This is a genomic window from Telluria sp. BA11 (assembly GCF_056680305.1).
In genome coordinates this window covers 102,617-121,107 of the sequence record NZ_JBWXQA010000002.1, presented here as the reverse complement: position 1 = coordinate 121,107, position 18,491 = coordinate 102,617, and the positions used below count along the sequence as shown (strand labels likewise).

At 58.3% G+C, this 18,491-nt stretch carries 13 protein-coding genes and 1 pseudogene; 9 read left to right on the top strand and 5 right to left on the bottom strand.

Translation table 11 applies throughout. From position 1 onward, the window contains the following. Nucleotides 1–266 precede the first annotated feature (266 nt). Nucleotides 267–791 carry a hypothetical protein gene (locus tag AC1MGT_RS23655; RefSeq protein ID WP_499504459.1) on the top strand — a complete coding sequence of 175 codons (525 nt, stop codon included), beginning with the start codon at nt 267–269 and terminating at the stop codon, nt 789–791. A gap of 258 nt (nt 792–1,049) precedes the next feature. After that, nucleotides 1,050–1,646, top strand: a complete 597-nt coding sequence (locus AC1MGT_RS23650; RefSeq protein WP_499504458.1) for a hypothetical protein — start codon at nt 1,050–1,052, stop codon at nt 1,644–1,646. A gap of 117 nt (nt 1,647–1,763) precedes the next feature. On the opposite strand, the gene AC1MGT_RS23645 is transcribed toward AC1MGT_RS23650, so the two are convergent. Beyond that, nucleotides 1,764–2,093 carry an H-NS histone family protein gene (locus AC1MGT_RS23645; protein WP_499504457.1) on the bottom strand — a complete coding sequence of 110 codons (330 nt, stop codon included), beginning with the start codon at nt 2,091–2,093 and terminating at the stop codon, nt 1,764–1,766. A gap of 243 nt (nt 2,094–2,336) precedes the next feature. Between AC1MGT_RS23645 and AC1MGT_RS23640 the strand changes: the two genes are divergently transcribed. After that, entirely contained in the window at nt 2,337–2,702 is a 366-nt protein-coding gene (locus tag AC1MGT_RS23640) for a hypothetical protein (protein ID WP_499504456.1), read from the top strand. A gap of 483 nt (nt 2,703–3,185) precedes the next feature. On the opposite strand, the gene AC1MGT_RS23635 is transcribed toward AC1MGT_RS23640, so the two are convergent. From AC1MGT_RS23635 to AC1MGT_RS23620, 4 genes are all read right to left on the bottom strand, one after another. Next, entirely contained in the window at nt 3,186–6,074 is a 2,889-nt protein-coding gene (locus AC1MGT_RS23635) for an ATP-binding protein (protein WP_499504455.1), read from the bottom strand. A gap of 11 nt (nt 6,075–6,085) precedes the next feature. Further along, the gene (locus AC1MGT_RS23630) at nt 6,086–8,983 is read right to left on the bottom strand and encodes a DUF1156 domain-containing protein (RefSeq protein WP_499504454.1); all 2,898 of its coding nucleotides are present in this window, start codon (nt 8,981–8,983) and stop codon (nt 6,086–6,088) included. A gap of 77 nt (nt 8,984–9,060) precedes the next feature. Continuing rightward, nucleotides 9,061–12,588: a helicase-related protein gene (locus AC1MGT_RS23625; protein WP_499504453.1), complete on the bottom strand. Its 3,528-nt coding sequence runs from the start codon at nt 12,586–12,588 to the stop codon at nt 9,061–9,063. Nucleotides 12,589–12,610: 22 nt separating this feature from the next. Further along, a complete protein-coding gene (locus AC1MGT_RS23620; protein ID WP_499504452.1) occupies nt 12,611–13,516 on the bottom strand; it encodes a BrxR family transcriptional regulator in 906 nt (301 codons plus the stop codon). A 381-nt stretch (nt 13,517–13,897) separates the two neighbouring features. Here AC1MGT_RS23620 and AC1MGT_RS23615 point away from each other — a divergent pair, with 381 nt between their 5' ends. The 6 genes and pseudogenes from AC1MGT_RS23615 to AC1MGT_RS23590 all read left to right on the top strand — a co-directional run bounded on the left by AC1MGT_RS23615 (nt 13,898) and on the right by AC1MGT_RS23590 (nt 18,373). Beyond that, entirely contained in the window at nt 13,898–14,827 is a 930-nt protein-coding gene (locus AC1MGT_RS23615; RefSeq protein ID WP_499504451.1) for a hypothetical protein, read from the top strand. Between the two features lie 98 nt (nt 14,828–14,925). Next, nucleotides 14,926–15,212: pseudogene (locus AC1MGT_RS23610) on the top strand (DDE-type integrase/transposase/recombinase); the annotation flags it as partial. A gap of 468 nt (nt 15,213–15,680) precedes the next feature. Beyond that, on the top strand, nt 15,681–15,866 hold the full coding sequence (gene yhhA, locus AC1MGT_RS23605) for a YhhA family cyclophane-containing RiPP (protein ID WP_499504450.1): 186 nt from the start codon (nt 15,681–15,683) through the stop codon (nt 15,864–15,866). Nucleotides 15,867–15,872: 6 nt separating this feature from the next. Beyond that, nucleotides 15,873–17,021 (top strand): cyclophane-forming radical SAM/SPASM peptide maturase YhhB, encoded by a 1,149-nt coding sequence (gene yhhB / locus AC1MGT_RS23600; RefSeq protein ID WP_499504449.1) that lies wholly within the window; start codon nt 15,873–15,875, stop codon nt 17,019–17,021. After that, a complete protein-coding gene (yhhC, locus tag AC1MGT_RS23595; RefSeq protein WP_499504448.1) occupies nt 16,990–17,583 on the top strand; it encodes a cyclophane-containing peptide 2OG-Fe(II) oxygenase YhhC in 594 nt (197 codons plus the stop codon). The genes yhhB and yhhC overlap by 32 nt, the downstream gene beginning before the upstream one ends. Continuing rightward, nucleotides 17,540–18,373 (top strand): aKG-HExxH-type peptide beta-hydroxylase, encoded by an 834-nt coding sequence (locus tag AC1MGT_RS23590; protein WP_499504447.1) that lies wholly within the window; start codon nt 17,540–17,542, stop codon nt 18,371–18,373. Before yhhC ends, AC1MGT_RS23590 begins: the two co-directional genes overlap by 44 nt. Nucleotides 18,374–18,491 lie beyond the last annotated feature (118 nt).

The following is an 18,491-nucleotide window of genomic DNA, read 5'->3' as shown; positions in this document are numbered from 1 at the left end:
GAGGCGCTCAGCTACTATCGACAAGCTAGATCATGACTCCCATTCCGTGACAGTCCGGTTTGGGTCGTTTGCGGTCTGTGGCGGCGTCCCTGATCTTGAACCCGGCCATCTGCTGTTCTGGCTCAAACGGCAAGGTTCGGCAATATTTTACGTACTTAACTTTCCCCGCGAGGGAGAATTTCTGTTGGGCAACATGCTATCCTGACTCAACAGGTCGTCGTACCAATTTGCCTGTGGTAAAGGGAGCAAGGATGATTCGATGTGCAATGACCGGCCAGCCAATGGGTGTTGGTGACGGTATCTACGATGACGGAGAATGGATCAGTTGGGATTGGATAAATGGCCAGTTACATAAGCAAGAGATTCAACATGAGTACCCAGCGGTCGATCCTGAACTAGCTATGCTTTTCGAAGAACTAGTTCACAACGCGGCATCCTATTTTGCGATGACAGGTCGTTACTTGCAAATATGGGGAGAGCTTGGAGAATTGTTTGCAGAAGTTAAGTACGGAATTAAACGTCATCGGCCGCACACCCAGGGCTCAGACGGTAAGCTAGGTAACGACTTCGTTGAAGTGAAGACCATTTCTCCAGAAAAGGCAGGAGGGAAGGTGCATGTAAAGCGAGCGGGAAATTTCAACAAGCTACTCGTCATCAAAATCGACCAGAATTTTGAATTTGAAGGCCGCTTTGTGGAGCGCAGAAAACTTGGCAAAGGGAACGGCACCCACGCAAGCATATCCTGGTCAACTCTCAGTCCCGTAGATCGGCCGCTTAGCGCGGGCGGGTAGGCAGACCGCTGTCGGGGCAACCCCAGAAGGGATGCGGAAGCGGCCGTCAAACTGGAGTCCGCCCGAAGCAGATGATCTGGGGAATTTCGTCGAATTATAAGGTCATGGGTCAAGGCAGGTGACAGTCCGCTTCGGGTCGGTACCTGCCTGTCGCGATCACCGCTGGATTTTCAACCTGGCGACCTACTATGCTGGCCTGAACGGCCGGCTTCGGCAACATCAGCCACTCGGAACTTCTCATTTTTAGGGGATATGCAAGTGAAAACTTTACTGGCACTATGTCTCTTGACGGCCGGCGCTTCAACCTTTGCGCAAGCTAACCAGACTGTTTCGTGCAAGCAATTGGTTCGGAATGCTTTTGCAGACAAAGTCGGTAGGACGGTGAAAACTGAAACGCGCGAGCGCGAATTATGTTTCCCTGGAGATCAAGACTGCTTGAATCAAGGCGGGCTAGCCGCAGAAGATATATGGTTGAGCGCGAATGAACCTGATGAGGTAAAGACCGTTCTATTGAACTACGCAGATTACAGGGGGCAAGTATCAGAAGTGGATATGCCGAGTAAAAGCGGAAAGATTGTCCGCATCGGAAGATTCGTAGGCAGTGCCAGTTGCGTACGCGATACGTATTTTCTATATAAAAACGGTACTTACCGCTTGATCGATAGTCCTTCGCTAGAAGAATTATCCGCCGAAGCAGCGAACTGTGGCGATGCCAAAATAAAACTCGAAGCGATCAGCGGGCCACTGCTCGTTACCAAGGTTTACGGCGTTTTGGCTGCGTACCGATTCGGCGACGATTTTGAGCTCAGAAAGGTATGCAGCCAAAGATATCGAGCATCGCGGCTTGCACAATGATCCCTTGAGGTCACCTGTGCAATTCAAGCACAATGTAGAGTCGGTGATGTCTATGGTCAACGTCTGCTCTGGGTCAAAAGGGGCATTAGATGAAGCCTCTTCTTGGCCAACGGAGGATCAGCTGCTGACCTTGGCACTCATCAGGTTTTTACCAGAAGCCAGAAGTTCTTTGACCCAAACCGGTTGGCGACCACGACCGGTCCACTCTTGCGAAGCATCTTGTGGGTTGCGGTATTGCACAGCCACCTTACCGGTTTGCTTGCGAACGTTACCTTTTGACTCACCCGCACTAAGCAGGTCTTTCAGCGACAAACCCAAGCTCTTTGCAATTGCGTTGATGTCGTTACGAGCCTTTTCAATGTCCGACTTCTCGCGGCTCTTCATCTCTGCCCCTATCTGCGCCTGTAAATCTTTCAATTCGGCCAAATTCAGTTTCGACAAATCCATTCAAATTCTCCAAAATCATGTAAAAACGTAATGATGTCATGTTTCGGACTTTGTGGTTGTCTCTCTATGTGTATAAATCGCTCTAATCTTCCTGGATCGTTAGGAAAATCGCTTTCTGACCAGCGATTGAGCCCTGTCGCGGTCGCCATTGATCTTAGTCTTGGCAAATTGCTACGCTGTCCTGAGCGGCCGAGTTCGGCCAAAAGCGGACAGTTTGAAGTCCATCGTAAGGAAAGGAAACTCATGCCCAGCTTGACCAAATTCATCTGGATAAGTGTCGCTTTTATCTCAGCAATCACCCTGGCGTTCTTGTCGGTACATGTCGAGCGCGTAGGTCCTGAACTGGCCGTATATGGAAATATGTGTGGTCCAAGCGGTTACGATTTCTGCTACAAGCCGGTATTAAAGGGGGGCTTTCCGGTCGCTTACTTATTCGACTCGCCAGGCGTTTCTAGAGAGCGAGTGCTTGCGTTCGGCGAAGACAAGCTGTCCATGGGCGCTCTGGTTCTCGACATTGCCATCTATTTCGCAATTGTTGTGCTCGTCATGCTAGGTGTCTCGCGTTTCTGGTTAGCTCGTGTGCAGGCTACAAGCCGCGCCAGAACGTAACGTAACGTTACCCGTCCGTTCTAGATATGTCCGCTTCGGGTCGAGACCGGCCTTTCAACTGGCCGACGTGGCCCGCCGGTAACTGCACGACATGTGGCAACTTTGCTGCACAAGCCGTGGCATTTTTGCTTCAACGGACGCCACCGCAAACCACAAGGTTGCGAGAACCGGTCAGACGGCAGCAACTATCCTATCGCCGTAAGACAGTGCTACGACAGGTTTATCAGATTCCAGCAAAAAGGACTTGGCGAGCCGCAAGAAGTCAGGTGAGACGCTACGGGGACTCGCAACGCTGCGACGTTACGCTCCGTATATCTTGCTGAGGTGACTGATGGATGAGGGCATTTTCGTTCAATTTGCCTTCAGTACTAACTCGACATTACCAAAGATATTGTCGAGTTAGCGATGGGTAGGGTGGCCGGTCAGGCATGAGTCGCAAACGATGGCTATCAGGTCGAGGCCGTGGCCCCGACCTAGTCAGGCTTAGTCCTCGAACGCTCGGTTTTTAAACTTCAACTGGTCGCAGTTTTCACGCACTGCACGCTGGACGCTTTCATCGAAGCCATTCGGCGACTCGGCTTCAATCTCGACAGCGATGCGCAGTTTAACGCCGGGCTTGTTCAACAGCATTAAGACCTCTTCGGCCACATCGGAGAACTGCAATTTCGCCTGATTCGGATTGAGCTCGACTGATCCAAAGAACATGCGCTTCTTAGCCGTTGCGCTGGATCCGTTCGATCCCGACCCAGCGGCATCCGAAGTCGAACTGGACCCAGAGGATACCTCGGCCTTCGACGTCGCGCCCTGCGGGACGCCGCCGCTCGGTTTGGCTTCACCCGCGCCGCTAGCCGCTCCAGCCGCTTCGCCTTTGGCCTTGGCCTCGCGCTCGGCCGCTTCCTCCGCAAGGCGCGCGGCGAAGGTCGACGCCGCCTTGGGATCGATCAGCAAAAGCGACTCGTCGAAGATCGGGGTCGTGTTTTCAGCAAAGTGGAACCCCTGATAGCGCTCTTCATCGACTCCATACGCGATGCCGAAGAAATCGCGGGATGAGAGGCCGGCGGCAATCGTCCCGCGGATCGTGTCCGAGTCGCGCAGGCGCGGCAGATACAGATAGCAGCATGTCTTCTGCCACACATCCAGTACGCCGGCGGCCGGCGTGTCGTCTTTCCAGAACCAGGTCTGGAGCATTTTGGCCAGGTGAATCGGCGCCCATTCAGTGATGAGCAGCTCGTTCTCTTTGAGCACGCGCTCGATCTCTTCAACGCGGTTGATCACGGCTGGATTGATCTGGAAGTGATCCCATTGGAGCTCGCCAATTCCCTTGCCCGGCTTCGCCTCTTGCAGCGGAGTCAGGAGCCATTTAAAGGTTTCGCGAATCATGCGGCCCAGCGCGTCGTTGGCCAGGTCGAGGCTGCTCGAGGCCTGTTTAGTCTGATGGCCGTCGAGATTCAGCCGGCCCTCACGCACATCCTCAACGATGGACCTCCACGCCAGAGACGAGGTGACCTGGTCTTTCAAGCGCGCCAGGCTATCGGTGTCCGGCGCCAGGAAGACCAAACGATTTTGCTTCTGTCGCGGCTGATCGCCCCGGTTTTTCAGAATAGCGGTGGCCGCGTCGATCGCCGCGGATTGAGCGCCCTTGCTAAAGGTCGCTTCGGGCGGAAGCACGACCAAACGCAGCTGCCAGTCGTCGGGCACATCGGCCGAGGGCGTGAACACATGGACGCCCCCAAAGACGCCATTGGCGAACCGAAGCTTGTCCTTGATAAACGGGTAGACATCCTCTCGCAAATTGAAGCGGCGCTTGCGCTCCTCCATTTCGCGGCGCAGGTTCGGCCGCGTGTCGAACCAGAAGCGGTTGTTCGCGCTGTTGAGGTATTGCAGGCGGTCGACCAGGGCGCGAGCGCCATCCTTGTAATGCCCCAAAACTTGACCCGGCTGCGCGCAGCCCAGCAGCACCCGCTCGAGCTCGATGCCTCGATGATGCTTGGCGCCGCCCACCGCGCCGGCGTCAGGCGCCGAGCCCAGAAACACCGTACGCGCGATCCGGCGACAGGCGTGAATTGCCCCGAACAAGGGCCGAGCGTTGTCGAGCTCCGTGGTCGCCGCCCGCTCGCCGTCAATGTCGCGCTCTAGAACAGGATCCCAGCCTTGCGGAAGGTAGTAGATCGCTTCGTTGCGCGTGGCGGAGTCAAACAGCGGAAGGCTTCCGGGCTGGATCAGCAGATCGTTGTTCCCTGTGGTCCAGAGCCGGTGGATGACCGTCGCCATCATTTTCAGCACGCCGCGCGTGCGCTGGAAGTTGTCAAGCGACGACCAATCTTCATAAAGTCGATCGAACACTTCGGGATGGATGGGGTAGGCGTGCTTTAATCGCTCGAGGTAGCCGCTGCCTTGGACGTCTTGGGGAAGATCCCCGGCGTTGGCGGTGTAATAGTCCGCATAGGCCCTGCACACCTCCTCAGCCGCGAGCTCGTCGGTGACCTTGGCGAACAGGCGCCGGCGGACAATCTCGAACGCCTCCTCGGTGGCCACGGGCTTCCATAACGCTTGCACGCGTCCAAAGTAATGCTCCAGGGCCCGCAGCGCCTTAACGCCCTGCTGGCTTCCCGCCTCCCGGTCGGAGAACGGGAGCGAGGCCAGAAGGATGGCGTTTGGCACGGCCTTCAACGCCTCGGTCAGCGCCTGAACAAAGGAGAGCTGGGTGTCGTAGGTTCCGCCCGAAAGGGTCTTGCCCTCCTCGAACTGGGACACATAGCGCACCAGCTCGTCCATCAGGATGATGCAAGGCGCGCTACCTCCAATGATCTCCGCCAGGACCGTTTTGCCCGGGGCGGTTCCGTCGCGGTCGGACTCCATGATCTTGGCGTAGGCCGCCTCGCCGCCCAGCTGCCAAGCGAGCTCACCCCAAATGGTTTTGACCGTCACGCTCCCATGCGCGCGCGGCTTGCTCGCCAGATCGAGCAGATCGACGCCATCCAAAACAGCAACCCGAGCTTTCGGAAGCTCCGTGATGTCGGCTGCGTCGAGAATCGGCGATATGCCTAGCATTTTGCTCGCGGGGGTCGCTCCCTTCGCCAGGTGATAGACCGCCAGAAGCGTGTGGGTTTTGCCGCCGCCAAAGGCCGTCTGCAGCTGGACGACTGGATCGCCGCCCTTCCCCGCCAGGCGCTTTACGACGGAGTCTAGCAACAGGCGCATCCCCTCCGTGATGAAAGTCCGTTGGAAGAACAGCGAGGCGTCCTGATACTCTTCGGGCGCGATGCCCTGATGGACCTTCGAGATGTCGGCGGCGAACTCAGCTTGCTGGAACGTGCCCCTCAGGACATCTTCATGCGGAACGGCGATTTCGCGCCAAGGCTTCAAAGTCATGGTGTTCTTCCTTAGATGTCCATGGCGACTTGCGATCCCAAGTGCCCTTTAACGTGCGACGCCTCTTCAATGCCAACCCACGAGGTGATCAGCTCGTTGTATGCGCGCGCGTCTTCGGCCCACCCTTTGCGCTCGCAGAGCGTGTAGAGGCGATAGGCCAGGCTTCGGATGGGCTCGGCCCGCTGCGGCATTCCCGCTAACAGCGCGCCCGCCACCCCTTCGCCGCTGGCGCGAAGGGCGCGGATGAGCTGATGCAGCGCCTCCCATACCGGCGTGTTGTTGTTCTCCGACGGCGACCACTCGTCAGCGTATTCGACAGGCTTCAACAGCCTGACGCGGCCCGACAAGGCCTCCACCACTCCGGCGTCTCGGACATGGTCCACGCTCGTCCCCTTGGCCCTAGCCAGCACCGTGGCCTTGCCGAACTCGCCGGCAGCCCAGCCATGCTCGTCAAACCATCCTAGGCAGAACTGGGTGTCCGAGTCGAAATCGTCGATCCCCTCGGTCAGCATTCGGTTGATGAGCGTAAGCGCGGTGTGGACCGTCATGGGGCGGCCGTCGGCTTCCAGCACAGACGTGTATTTTGAGAAGATGGCCATCCCCGGGCCAATCACGGCCTGCGCGAGGTCGACCGGGGCGACAGGCGAAATGCCTTCCGCGCCGCCGATCATCACATCCACCGCCTCTTTCAACTCATCCTTCAACTCACGCAGGAAGTCTCGGCGAGAAATTGAGGAGGCGGACTCGACGCGCTGGCGACACACGAGCACGATGCTCGAGGCCAGGGCGTTGGTCCCTTGGCTCACCATCCGGCTGCCATTTTCCGTGCGAAGCGGCCAAGTTCCCGTGATCGCGAAGCCGGCCGCCAGAACCGCCTCCAAGAAGGTCTCCCATCCCGTGCTGCTCGTCCCGGCGTCCGTTGTCTCGGCCTGCTTGAAAGCGTAATAGATCGTGGTTGGAAAAGCAGGGTGAGCCTGGTCGGCCAAGCGATGCATTGCCTCCGTCATCCCATCAAGGAAGAACTTCTCCGCCGCCGGCTTGCTGCCATGCCTGTAAACCGTCGCCACTAGCTCTTCCGCCTTGGGCACGAGCATGGTCGAGAACAACTGGGGGAAGACTGGGCGCAAAGCCCGGCGCAGCCAGACATAGAAGAAGTCGGACAGGTCCGCGTAGCCGATGTTGTCGTAGTAAGGCGGATCCGTGGAAACCACTTTACGAAGCGAAACGCTTTGAGTCTGCGCGTCCTGCTGAGCGGCGTGACCGCGGAACCATTTCGGGGTGATGGCAAACACTTTGTCCATGGCCTTGGCCACGCCATCGATAAAGACCTCCCAAGAGCCCGAGCTGTCGCAGAACGGATTGGCCTCGGCGAAGTCCCACAGCATGGGGAAGCCCTGCCGTCCAAACAACTGGCGCGGGCATTGAGCAGTGGGCTCCCAGCGAACTAAGCTGTTGCCCAGATCCGCCATTTTGTCCAGGCAAAAGGCCATGAAGATCGAGACGGCGTCCGCGTAAGCCGCTGGCCCAAGGCCGCCATCGTCGAGAGAGCGATGATCGTCCTGCCAGCCGCTGGCGATCGCGTCGGCCTTAATCCGCTCCCGCAGCTCCGAAACGAGATCGGAGAATGTGGTCAAGCAGACGATTTGCCTTGGCGTGAACATATGGCCCCACGTGGTCAAGCCATACGCCGAGCACACGCCCCCGGTGATCATCGCGCGCGTGGGCGTCGAGCCGGAAAGGAACGACTGGCGCGCCTCGTCGACAATGGACTCGTTCGCCGCGCGATGAGCGGCCTCCTCCATTGCCTCGGTGGGCGACAGGTAAATGCGGCCTTTCACGCCTTCAGCGACGATGGCCATGAGCTTGACGCCGATGCGACCCGCCTTTCCTTCAGCGCGGATATAGTCGCGCGCGATGGGCGACCCGCTCAGCAGACAGAAAAAGTCCTTAGCCTTCCCCGCCTTGGTCCCGCTCTTCGCGCCCTCTGGTGGCTTGCCGGAGCGCACCTCGAAGCGATAGGTGTCTCCATTGACCACGGGCTCGACATAAGACTCTTTGCCGGCGCGATTCGCAAGGATAAAACTGGACACCAGAGGGACGTCGACATGCGAAAACGCCGGGTTGGGGCTTTTGACTGTGCGAGCCCACAGCCAGGCGAGCACGGTCGCCTTACCGCCGCCCTGCTCTTTACCCAGGTCGACCTCGGGAAAGTGATGGCCAATGCGTTTGAACGCTTCGTCGCGCATCCATCGCCCGTAACGGCGCACATCTTCTGCTAAGCCTTGCGCTCCGTTCCAATCGGTGGGCAAGCGCGCCTGCTTGATCGACTCGTGAATCGGGCCGACAGGTGCTCTGGACGAGAACCTTGGCGGGATCTCGATCATCGCTTTATTGATCAGGACCGCCACAGGGTTCAAATCGGTGGCGAAGCTCTCCAACCCCAATCGCTGAGCTTCAAGCGGCAGCGCGCCGCCTCCGGCGAAGGGATCGTGAAACGCCGGAAGTTTATCCGGGTCGAACAGCTCTTTGGCGTCCGGATGGCCGCGGTTGAGCTCGCAGGTCTCGCGCCAGCTTTTGGCGATCTCAGCGCGCGCCTCTTCGAGGAGCTTGGCGTCATTGGTGTTCTCCCACGACGCGAGACGCCGGATCAGCCCGAAAAGATGATCGCGCTCGAGCTTGGCCTTCTCTTTGTTGACCCCTCGCCCCAGGTTGCGCTCGTAGCCCGGGTCGTTCACCATCTGCGCGAAGATCACCGCGCGCGCCGCCGACAGCGGCCGCCGCGCCCACCACAGGTGCAGGCTGGACGGATGGCCCTGGCGAATGGATTTCTCCTTGCCGGCCGCGTCATTGATATCGTCCAGAGGCAGGGCGACCTCGATGAGCTTTTTGGGGGTTTTGATTGTCGTCATTTGATGCTTTATGTTGTCACAGCGCTTCGCGCTGACTTTGCAGCTGATGGGCCGCTTGAATAATGGCTGCCCTCATCTCAGGCTCCGTTTGTCGTTGATCGTTTGAGCAAGGACGCGAGATCCAGATTAACGCTGGTCACCGCCCAATCGGGCTCCTGCGTGAACGGATCTCGAATGTAGAAGGGGCCCTCGTAGCTTTCCTCGTCGACGAGCACGATCGCGAGAATGAACTTCTCTGCCTGGTTCAGGCCGTAAAGGATCTCGTTGCGCGTGACGGTGATCGTCGAATGGCCTTTCGAGCGCCCCTTGACCTCGATGTGGCGCGCCTGTGGCAACTTGCCATCGACGGCCGGCACCACAGCGGTCAGATCCCAGCCGCACTTTTCCGCTGAGACATCGATTACCTCGTGCCCGAACGCCTCTTCGGCTTTGCGAACCGCGTCCATGGCGACTTTCTCAATCCGGGCGCGAGCCTTCGCGTCAGCCGACCAGGTCGGGCCTTCCGCCTCGCCGCTGCGCATGGCGATCAAGCCGGCGGGAATGCTCAGCGCGCCGCCCACGACCACCGGGACGCTCGACACCACATCGCGCATCGCTTGAAGCTCCTTCGTGCGCGACTCCAACCTGACGGTCAGCTCGTCGATCGTTCGGCGCACATTCTCCAAGGTCAGCCGAACGTCTTTTCCCGCCGAGAGATCTGTTTTCAACTTCTCGTGGCGATCTGACCAGTAGTCTATTTCCTTGACCAGGCGCTCATGGATCGCGGCCAGATTCTTGTCGACCTGGCGCTCGCGCCGCTCGCGGATCTCATCGAAATGCTCAGGCACCATCCGATCGGAGGCGTGGCCCAACGCGGCCACCTCCAAATCTTTCTTGATCCAGTCCGCTTCGATCTCGGGGCCCACCAGCTGGCGCTGCCAGGGCTCGATTGGGTTGAGGTCCAGGTGCGGCGCCCAGCCCGCGTTCGCGATCGCGCCATGGTGATCGATGGTCACAAATTGAAGTCGGCGCGAGACGACAACGCCAGACTCCCCGCCTTCTTTGACGGAATGGTCGATCAGGAACATCAGCTTCGGATTGATCCCCTCGTCGTTGGGGTCCACCAGAACCGCGCCCTGCTTCAACTTGCCTCGGTGCTGCTCGATCATGAGATCCACCACCGATTGCATCAGCGGATGGGCCGGGTGCAGAAGGCTGGCCACCGCCTCGTTGGGCTTGTCCTCGACCGTCACCTTGCCCTTCTCAAAGCAGACGCGCTCGTATTTGGTCACCACCGGATTCAAGCTGCGCCGGTCGCGCCCGCAGATCTGGCGATCGCGCTCCCGGATAGAGGCCGGCACAAAGGTGATCTCGTATCGGCCAGAGCCGCGAGGTCGCAAATCGCCGCCGAGCCGCTCGAACGCCTGGGCGAAAAACGAGCGGATAAAGTAGGGTTGCAGCTTGCGCGCCTCCGCCTTCTCCATCTCCTCTTTCAGCTCGAACAGACGCTGCTCGTCCATGACCTCCTCGGCCAAGGCGTTGCGGCGGATGATCTCCCGCAGCTTCTCCGTCTCGAGCGCGTCGGCGACCACTTCGCGCAGGTGCAGCTTCCGAGCCGGATCCTCGCCGTAGCGAATTGCCTCGATCAACAGGTTTCGCAGGCTCACGCCGTCAAACACCTCGCCCAAGATGTCGAACACGCGGCCGCCCAGAGCCTTGCGCTCGATCTCGATCTTGTCGAAGAGCTTTTGGAACACATCGCCTTCGCGCGTCTCCGCGGCAACCATGTTCCAGAGGTGGCAAACCTGGGTCTGCCCGATTCGGTGAATGCGGCCGAAGCGCTGCTCCAAGCGGTTGGGGTTCCAAGGCAGGTCGTAGTTGACCATCAGATGGGCGTTTTGCAAGTTCACGCCCTCGCCCGCAGCGTCAGTCGCCAGCAGAACCCTTGTGTCCTTGTCGTTTCGGAACAGCTCTTGGACTTTGCGCCGATCCTCGCGATGGACACCGCCATGGATCATGACCACGGCCTCATGCATGCCCAGCAGGCCTCGGATCCTGTCCGCAAGGTAGTTGAGGGTGTCGCGGTGCTCCGTGAAAATGATGAGCTTGCGCTGCAAGCCGTCGGCGCCGCGCATCTCCGGCGTGTTTTGCAGCAGCTCGCGCAGCTCCTCCCACTTGCGGTCTTGGCCGGAGTGAACAAGCGACTTGGCGTGCTCTTCGAGATGGCTCAGCGTGAAGACCTCCGCTTCAAGCTCCGCGATGGTTTGAGCGGCGGTCGCCTGATCAACCAGCTCCTCCTCAAAATTCTCGTAGTCCTCCGGCGCCATGTCCTCGGCCGACTCCCAAATATCCTCGGAGCCTTTGTCGACATAGGTTTCGGCCATCGCCTTCGCGCCGCCGCTTTGCTTGATCTTCTCTTCGCTGATGCGGCGCTTTAACTTCTCCCGCCGGCGTTTCAACGACTGGTAGATCGCCTCGGGGCTCGAGGCCAGCCGGCGCTGCAACGCGGTTAAGGCGAAGCCGACCGTGCCCTTGCGCTTTCCGTCAAGCTTGTCCGCGCGGTTCATCTCCTCTTTAACGTAAGTGGTCACGTCGTTGTAGAGCTGGCGCTCGGCTTCAGAGAGGCTGTAATTGGCGGTGTAGGCTACGCGCTCAGGAAACAGGCGCGTGCCGTCGAATTTCAGGAGGTCTTCCTTGACCATGCGCCGCATCAGATCGGTGACATCCACCTTGTGCGCACCGTCGCGGAATTTGCCATAGAAGCGATCCGAGTCCAGCAGCGACATGAACAGCTGGAAGTCCTCCTCTTTCCCATTGTGCGGTGTCGCGGTCATCAACAAGAAGTGACGCGTGACCGAGCCCAGCAGCTGCCCCAGCTTGAAGCGCTTGGTCTCGTTGACCTTGGTCCCATACCAGGTCGCCGACAGTTTGTGAGCCTCATCGACAACGATCAGGTCCCAGCGAGAGTTGCGGATCTTCTCTTGAAGCTCCTCGCTTCGCGACAGCTGGTCCAGACGCGCCACCAGCAGATCGTGGTCATCGAAGGGATTCCCCGTCCGGCTTTGATCCACCAATTCGCGGGTGAACAGCGAAAAGGAGAGGCCAAACTTTTCAAACAGCTCGTCTTGCCACTGCTCAACCAAGCTTCCAGGTGACACGATGAGGATGCGCGCGGCGTCAGCTCGCATCAAGAGCTCGCGAATGAGAAGACCCGCCATGATGGTCTTGCCGGCGCCGGGATCGTCCGCCAGCACATAGCGCAGCGGCTGCTTCGGCAGCATCGACTCGTAGACGGCGGTGATCTGGTGAGGCAGCGGCTGAACATTCGAGGTATGGACCGCCATCATGGGGTCGAACAAATGGGCTAGGTGAATTCGGTAAGCCTCAGCCGCCAGCTTGAAATCCGCGCCGTCCGCGTCAAAGCTCCATGGCCTGCCCGCTGAGGCGATCGACAGCTTGACCTCGTCGCTCCTGAACAGAACGCGCTCGCCCAGCCGTCCGTCGTCACTCTTGTAGACCACGGTCACCGCGTTAGCGCCGAGTGGATCTGCGCTGACGACGCGCACGACCCGACCCTCCTCAATGCCGGAGATGAGAGCGCCCTTGGAAATCGATTCCAGCTTCATAGTGAACAGTCTTTCATGGAGTTCAGCGCGCCTTCACGGCAAGCTCGGGGGCTTTGTAGCCTGGCGCCAGCGCCGCGCTTTCCACGCCGTAGAGAGTCTGGGGATTGGCAAGCCAGAGGTGATGCGACGACGGATCCAACGAATGGTCTTCAGAGCAGTCCACGCCCCACCGCTTCAAGGCGTAGCCAACCATCGGCGCTCGCAGCTGGATTCGCAGCGCGCCATCGGTCATGCCGTAGTCCGCCTCCACGGCTTTGGGATGCTTGACGCTAGGGTGAGGAACGATGTCGAGCGCGACGATACGCGTCCACTGCGCGTCATGCTCAAGGCGCTCGGCCTCAGGGATCGGTCGGTTCAACGGCGTCGCCTGGATGATCCGGGTCAGCACAAAATCCGCGAAGCGCTTTTTCTCCTGGTCGAACGCCCTTAAATGCCAACGCAGGCCCGTGTCCGCCAACGCCAGCGGCGCGAGCGTCTTGGCCGACGGTCCAGAGGATAAGGAGAGATAGCTCACCTCGACCAGCTCGCCAGCTGTGATCGCGCGCGTGAGAGCCCCCAAAGTCCGCACATCAGGCGAGACAAGCTCGCCAGCGCTCTCGCACGGAATCACGCGGCGGCCGCTGACGCTCAGGCCGTCGCCGATCCCAGAACGAAACCACATCAGAGCGCGCTCGGCCGACTGCTCAAAAATCGGCGCGAAATCGGAAGTCGGCAGGTATTTGCGCAGCGACGCGTCGTAGACCAGATTGCTCGGCGCCAGGCGGCGATAGGCGGCCAGATCACGCGCGGACGCCGCTGGCTTCACGCCGAAGCGCCGTTCGATATCGTGGCGCGTCAGGTCACCGCAAAAAAACGCCTTGACCTCAATGTAGGCCAGGCGCTCTCGTTGTGTTTTTGGAAGATCTTCCAGGCCGACTGAGGTAGGCATCGCCTATCCATTCTTATAATAATTTCCCAAGAGAACAATACCATATTTAAGTGCTGCCATTAATCATTTTGATCAACTTAGGGCATTGCACGCGCGCGGGGCGCGCGAGACGCCAGCGGTTGTGATTGCTCTTCATAGAGCACGCGATCGCTCGCTTGAGGCGCCTGCCACTGCAGACTATCAATTTCGATCACTTCCGCAAAGGGTCGGCTCGGGCGCCCGAGCTCGCTCCCTTAAGTGCCAGCATTAGCGTTCCTTTACGGCTCCCCAAGCATTGCGCCTTTCCTATGGCCTCTTCGCGCTATTGGCCGCTGTCGTGATTCCCAGGTGCGTTGACCCAAGGTAAGATCTGGAAAACATCACCAGGAAAAAGGGCAAGCAATGACGGCAGACGTATTGGAATTGGCTTACAAAGGCGAGTGGCACGAGCTGCTCCGGCGGTTGGAAAGCCAGCCCCATCTTGTGAATGCTCTCAGCGCCAAGGGCTACACGCCTTTGCACCAGGCTGCATGGCACGGCGCCAGCCCGCGCGTGATCGGCGCTCTGCTCGCGTTGGGTGCGAATCCATCGGCCCGCACGTTTAACAAAGATCAGTCAGCGGCCGACATTGCCCTGAACAAGCATCCCGAACGAGAGGACCTGCGCTTTCTCCTCAAAGATCGCAGCCGATCGCTCGCGCCGCTGCTTCGCAAGCTGGTGACGGACAGGCCCAAACTTTTCACCGCTTACGATGGCAACCGGGTGCTGTGCGATCGCGTGATCGAGTGCCTGAGCAGCGGGGATTTGCAGCGGGAGGAAGCCGATGTTGCCCGGGCCTTGTTAACCGCCATTCGCGCCGTCGCTGGCCAGGCCTTTTTCGACTGGGGCAGTGTCTCGGTCGGACATGGTTCGGTCGAGATGAGAGCCACGAGCGTGCTATGGCTTGAAACGATTGTTCCCGCTGTCGTTGAGATGTCGTCGAGGTCCTCCGCAATCCCCCTCGCTCCATCATTCGCCGTAATGACTGATTTGTTTAACCCGATGCCCGCGCAGTGGGGCCTCCGAGGCGACCCGTTCTTGTGGTTAGAGATGGGCCGGGCGCTCTGCCACGTTCCAATCCCGACCGAGAACCGCGACATAGAGCTGGTCCTGCGCGGCTGCTTCACTGCGCTCACTGGCTCCGAACTCAAAAGCGATTGGAACCTCGGCGTTGATCGTTTCTCCCGCGGAGGAATGAGCAGCGGCATAATCAGTGGCGAGGCCTGGTCCAACACATTGCTGCCGACGCTGCGACAACGCGCGCAGTGGTTGCGCGAGTCATGGGCAAGCTAGACTCTTTAGCTGTGGTGCAAGCCTGCGGCTCGACTAGAATGACTGCCATTGCCCAGCATGCATAACCATGCAAGCACGACTGACTTGTTCAAGGGGAGATACTTGGGAAAGAAATCATCCTTCTCTGCGTGCGCTGGTATCGGCGCTACAAGCTCTCATATCGTGACGCGGTCGAAATAATGGCCGAGGGGTGTCTGCCGGCCGCTCACACGACAATTCTGCGCTGGGTGCAGCGCTACGCGCCAGAGTTCGATAAGCGCTGGGCCCGCTTTTCAGCGAGACACGCAGGTCGTTGAGAGTGGATGAGACGTACGTGAAGATCCACGGCCGTTGGGCTTATCTCTACCGGGCGGTCGAGTCTTCAGGCAATACCGTCGACTTTTGGACTGAGCCCCCAGAGCAACCGGCACCGGCAAATGGCATTATTACTCCAAAAGTTTGGGCATTTTTGCTTCAACGGACGGCGGGCGAATCGCGATCGTCGAGGTTTTGGCTTACCGCCGTCCATGCGGTTCGAGCGCGATCATGCACGGCTTTAGTCAGCAGCGCGCTTGGTGGCCGCCTATCGCCGGGGTCTTGCCTTTCTGACTGCGTTGCTACGCCTGTGCTTAGCGAACAAATCCGTCCGCTTCTTGAATCGCCCCAAAACTCCGTTTGGCAACGTTCCGACCCAACTTAAAGAGAAAAATACAAATATCTATCCTTTTGATTTGATTAGCTTTTTTTAAAAAACTAAGGCAGCCCGACATCCCGACACCTGCGGTAAGTGGCTGATATCAAAGGAAAAACTTGCCATTTCCCTTTGTCAATTTATCATATAAAATAGAGCCACTTTGACTTAAGGAGACATGACGTGTCTGAAACATCTTTTGCAGCTCTGGTAGAGGCGGCGCCGCAGCCCGTTTTTCACGGGTTGTTCGACATTGATGTAAAGATGCTATCCAGCGCTGCGCTGGCTCGCCTTGTGGAAGATGTTCGCCACGACGGCCCGCTCGTTGGCAAGGCATACGACCGTACGCACAACCGGCACAACCGCTGATCCCCTGTGCGTATCGACACCCTATTGGTGAAGGTGGCCAGTAGATGCAACATCAATTGCACCTACTGTTATGTCTACAACATGGGAGACGATGGGTGGCAGGACATGCCTGCCCTGATTTCCCGCGACACCATCACTGCTCTGGGAAACTCAATCAGGACGTTTGCCGCCCAGCAAAGTTTGCCCTTTGCCACTGTGCTTCATGGCGGTGAACCGTTGATGATGGGCGCTAGGCGGGTTGAATTTTTGCTGACTGTTTTACGGAATAGTTTACCGGCGCGCTACCCCATCAGTATGCAGACCAACGGAATGCTGCTGACGCCGGAAATTGCGGACCTGTGCTCTCGCTACAAGGTGTCGATCTCTGTAAGCCTTGACGGGCCAAAGCCAGTGAATGACCGGTTTCGCTTAGATAAAAGCGGAGAAAGCACTCACGACCGAGTTGTAGCGGGCATCGAAGTCCTTCGACGCCATCCCGACTCAGAGTTTCTCTACGCAGGGTTGCTATCGGTCATAGACCCGGCATGTGATCCGAAGGCCGTCTACGAGTACTTTAAAGCTCTGGGGGCTCCGTCAATCGACTTTCTGTACCGCGACGGCAACCACAGCAACATGCCCTACGGCAAAGAGTCATTCGAGTCCGTGGAGTATGGAGACTGGCTTGGACGTCTGCTAGACATCTATCTGGCTGATACCAATCCACCGCGCGTTCGGTTCCTGGATGACATCATCAAGCTGTCACTTGGCGGTCACGGCATTAAAGAAGGTCTGGGCGATGCCGAGTATGGGATCGCCATCGTGGAGACCGATGGCACGATCAGTAAGAACGATACGCTGAAGAGCTCCTTCAATGGTGCCGACAAGTTCAGTGAAGCTTGGTCAGTCAAGACCAGCAATTTAGCAGACGTATTTCAGTCTGCTGAGTTCAAGCTATATCACGACCTTCAACGGCCTACGTGTCCAACCTGCAAGTCTTGCCCATACCTGAGGATCTGCGGCGGTGGAATGCCCCTGCATCGGTGGGAGCACGAGGCTAAGTACAACAACCCGTCTGTGTATTGCAACGACCAGAAGGCACTGATTTCTAAGGTCGTTTCTCGCCTTCAGAACGAGGGATTGAAGATTGATTCTCGCATCGCCATCCACAGCGCTTGAGCTCGCTCCTTTCCGTTATGGACTGATTGCCGGCTGCCTAGAACAGAGCGTCGCAAGCGCGACGCTTCAATGGTTCGAGGATAGCGCTCCCTGGAAACTACGCGTGGCGGACTTCTATGAGCAGCATGAATTCAGCTTCGATGACGTTGTGCTCCCGGAAGCGCTGGCAGAGGCATTCTCGCCGAAGGAACTGCAAGAGCTGCGGCGGCACATGGAGGATCGCTTTAACGTCGAGCTGTCAGCTCGCATCGACGTTACGGCGCATCGGCTAACTCATGGGCAGCGCATCAAGATTCACAACGATTTCATCCCGGGTGAAGAGTCGCATCGACTGCTGATTCAGCTCAATCGTGGCTGGGAGGATGCGAACGGTGGGCTGCTGGTCTTCTTCAACAGCAAGGATCCGGCCGATGTGCATCGCGTACTTCGCCCTTTGCACAATACCGGAGTTGTGTTCGAGATCTCTGAGTCGTCCCTGCATGCAGTAACCCCTATTCAAGCTGGGGACCGGTATACGCTTGTCCTCTCTTTTTTCCCCACGCGAAGTGCTCACAACCCGTGAACATGTTGAGCACTATCTAAAGGATCCGGTGATACCCTTGTGGTGGCCAGGTCTTGCCGAGCGGCTCGTGCAGGAATCGGAGATGCACTCAGCGGGGTACTCGACGTCCCAGTGGCTTGCGTCGGTGGCGCCTGCGAAGGTTTGGCGCGTCACTTCCGAGGGCGCTGTTGACTTCAATCTCTCCGTGGAGTTGCTCCCACCCCTACTCGTCCAACGACTGTCATCGAAGGGCGCACCCTTTGCTGACGAGGCCACGATCACTTGCTCACTTGACAGGTTAGGGCGAGCGCTCACCCTGCTTCAGCAAGTTCCTTCCTTGGCAGCTGCAGTCGGGACCCTTGCCAAGAGCATCCACATCTTGGAAGTGTCCGAACCCGGGTTCGACGTCAGTTTTAGCGAGCCATCAATACCATTCTCGGTGTTTCTCAACATCTCAGAAGGTCGGTTTGCGGACCTCCGCACAGCCGAGGCTCTCGTACACGAAGCAATGCACCTTCAGCTATCATTGATTGAGCGGCTTGCTCAAATTGCGACAGTTGATCAAGGGCTTCACTACTCGCCGTGGAAGCGTTCAAAGCGCCCCGTCGCTGGCCTGATGCATGCCTTGTACGTCTTCCGAGTCATAGGCCAATGGCTTGCCCACCTTCCGAAGACTTCCGATGAGGCAAAGGCGTACGCCAAAAAGCGGAGAAAGGAGATTGACAACGAAATTGAGCAGCTGGCTCCTGCATCATTTGTCGACCACCTGACTGCCGAAGGACAGCAGCTACTGAGGCGCTTACTCGCCTAGTGGTACTTGGTCTCGGATCTGTCGTTCGCGCTGGGCCACCTAATGACGGTCTTGACGAAATTGATCGCGAGCGGCTGATCGATGGCGACGCAATCGAGCGGCGCAGATCAACATCAAG

Bases quoted from the DNA above. Each gene is read 5' to 3' on its own strand.
- AC1MGT_RS23655 (WP_499504459.1), top strand. From the start codon at position 267: ATGACCGGCCAGCCAATGGGTGTTGGTGACGGTATCTACGATGACGGA.
- AC1MGT_RS23645 (WP_499504457.1), bottom strand. From the start codon at position 2,093: ATGGATTTGTCGAAACTGAATTTGGCCGAATTGAAAGATTTACAGGCG.
- AC1MGT_RS23640 (WP_499504456.1), top strand. From the start codon at position 2,337: ATGCCCAGCTTGACCAAATTCATCTGGATAAGTGTCGCTTTTATCTCA.
- AC1MGT_RS23635 (WP_499504455.1), bottom strand. From the start codon at position 6,074: ATGACTTTGAAGCCTTGGCGCGAAATCGCCGTTCCGCATGAAGATGTC.
- AC1MGT_RS23630 (WP_499504454.1), bottom strand. From the start codon at position 8,983: ATGACGACAATCAAAACCCCCAAAAAGCTCATCGAGGTCGCCCTGCCT.
- AC1MGT_RS23625 (WP_499504453.1), bottom strand. From the start codon at position 12,588: ATGAAGCTGGAATCGATTTCCAAGGGCGCTCTCATCTCCGGCATTGAG.
- AC1MGT_RS23620 (WP_499504452.1), bottom strand. From the start codon at position 13,516: ATGCCTACCTCAGTCGGCCTGGAAGATCTTCCAAAAACACAACGAGAG.
- AC1MGT_RS23615 (WP_499504451.1), top strand. From the start codon at position 13,898: ATGACGGCAGACGTATTGGAATTGGCTTACAAAGGCGAGTGGCACGAG.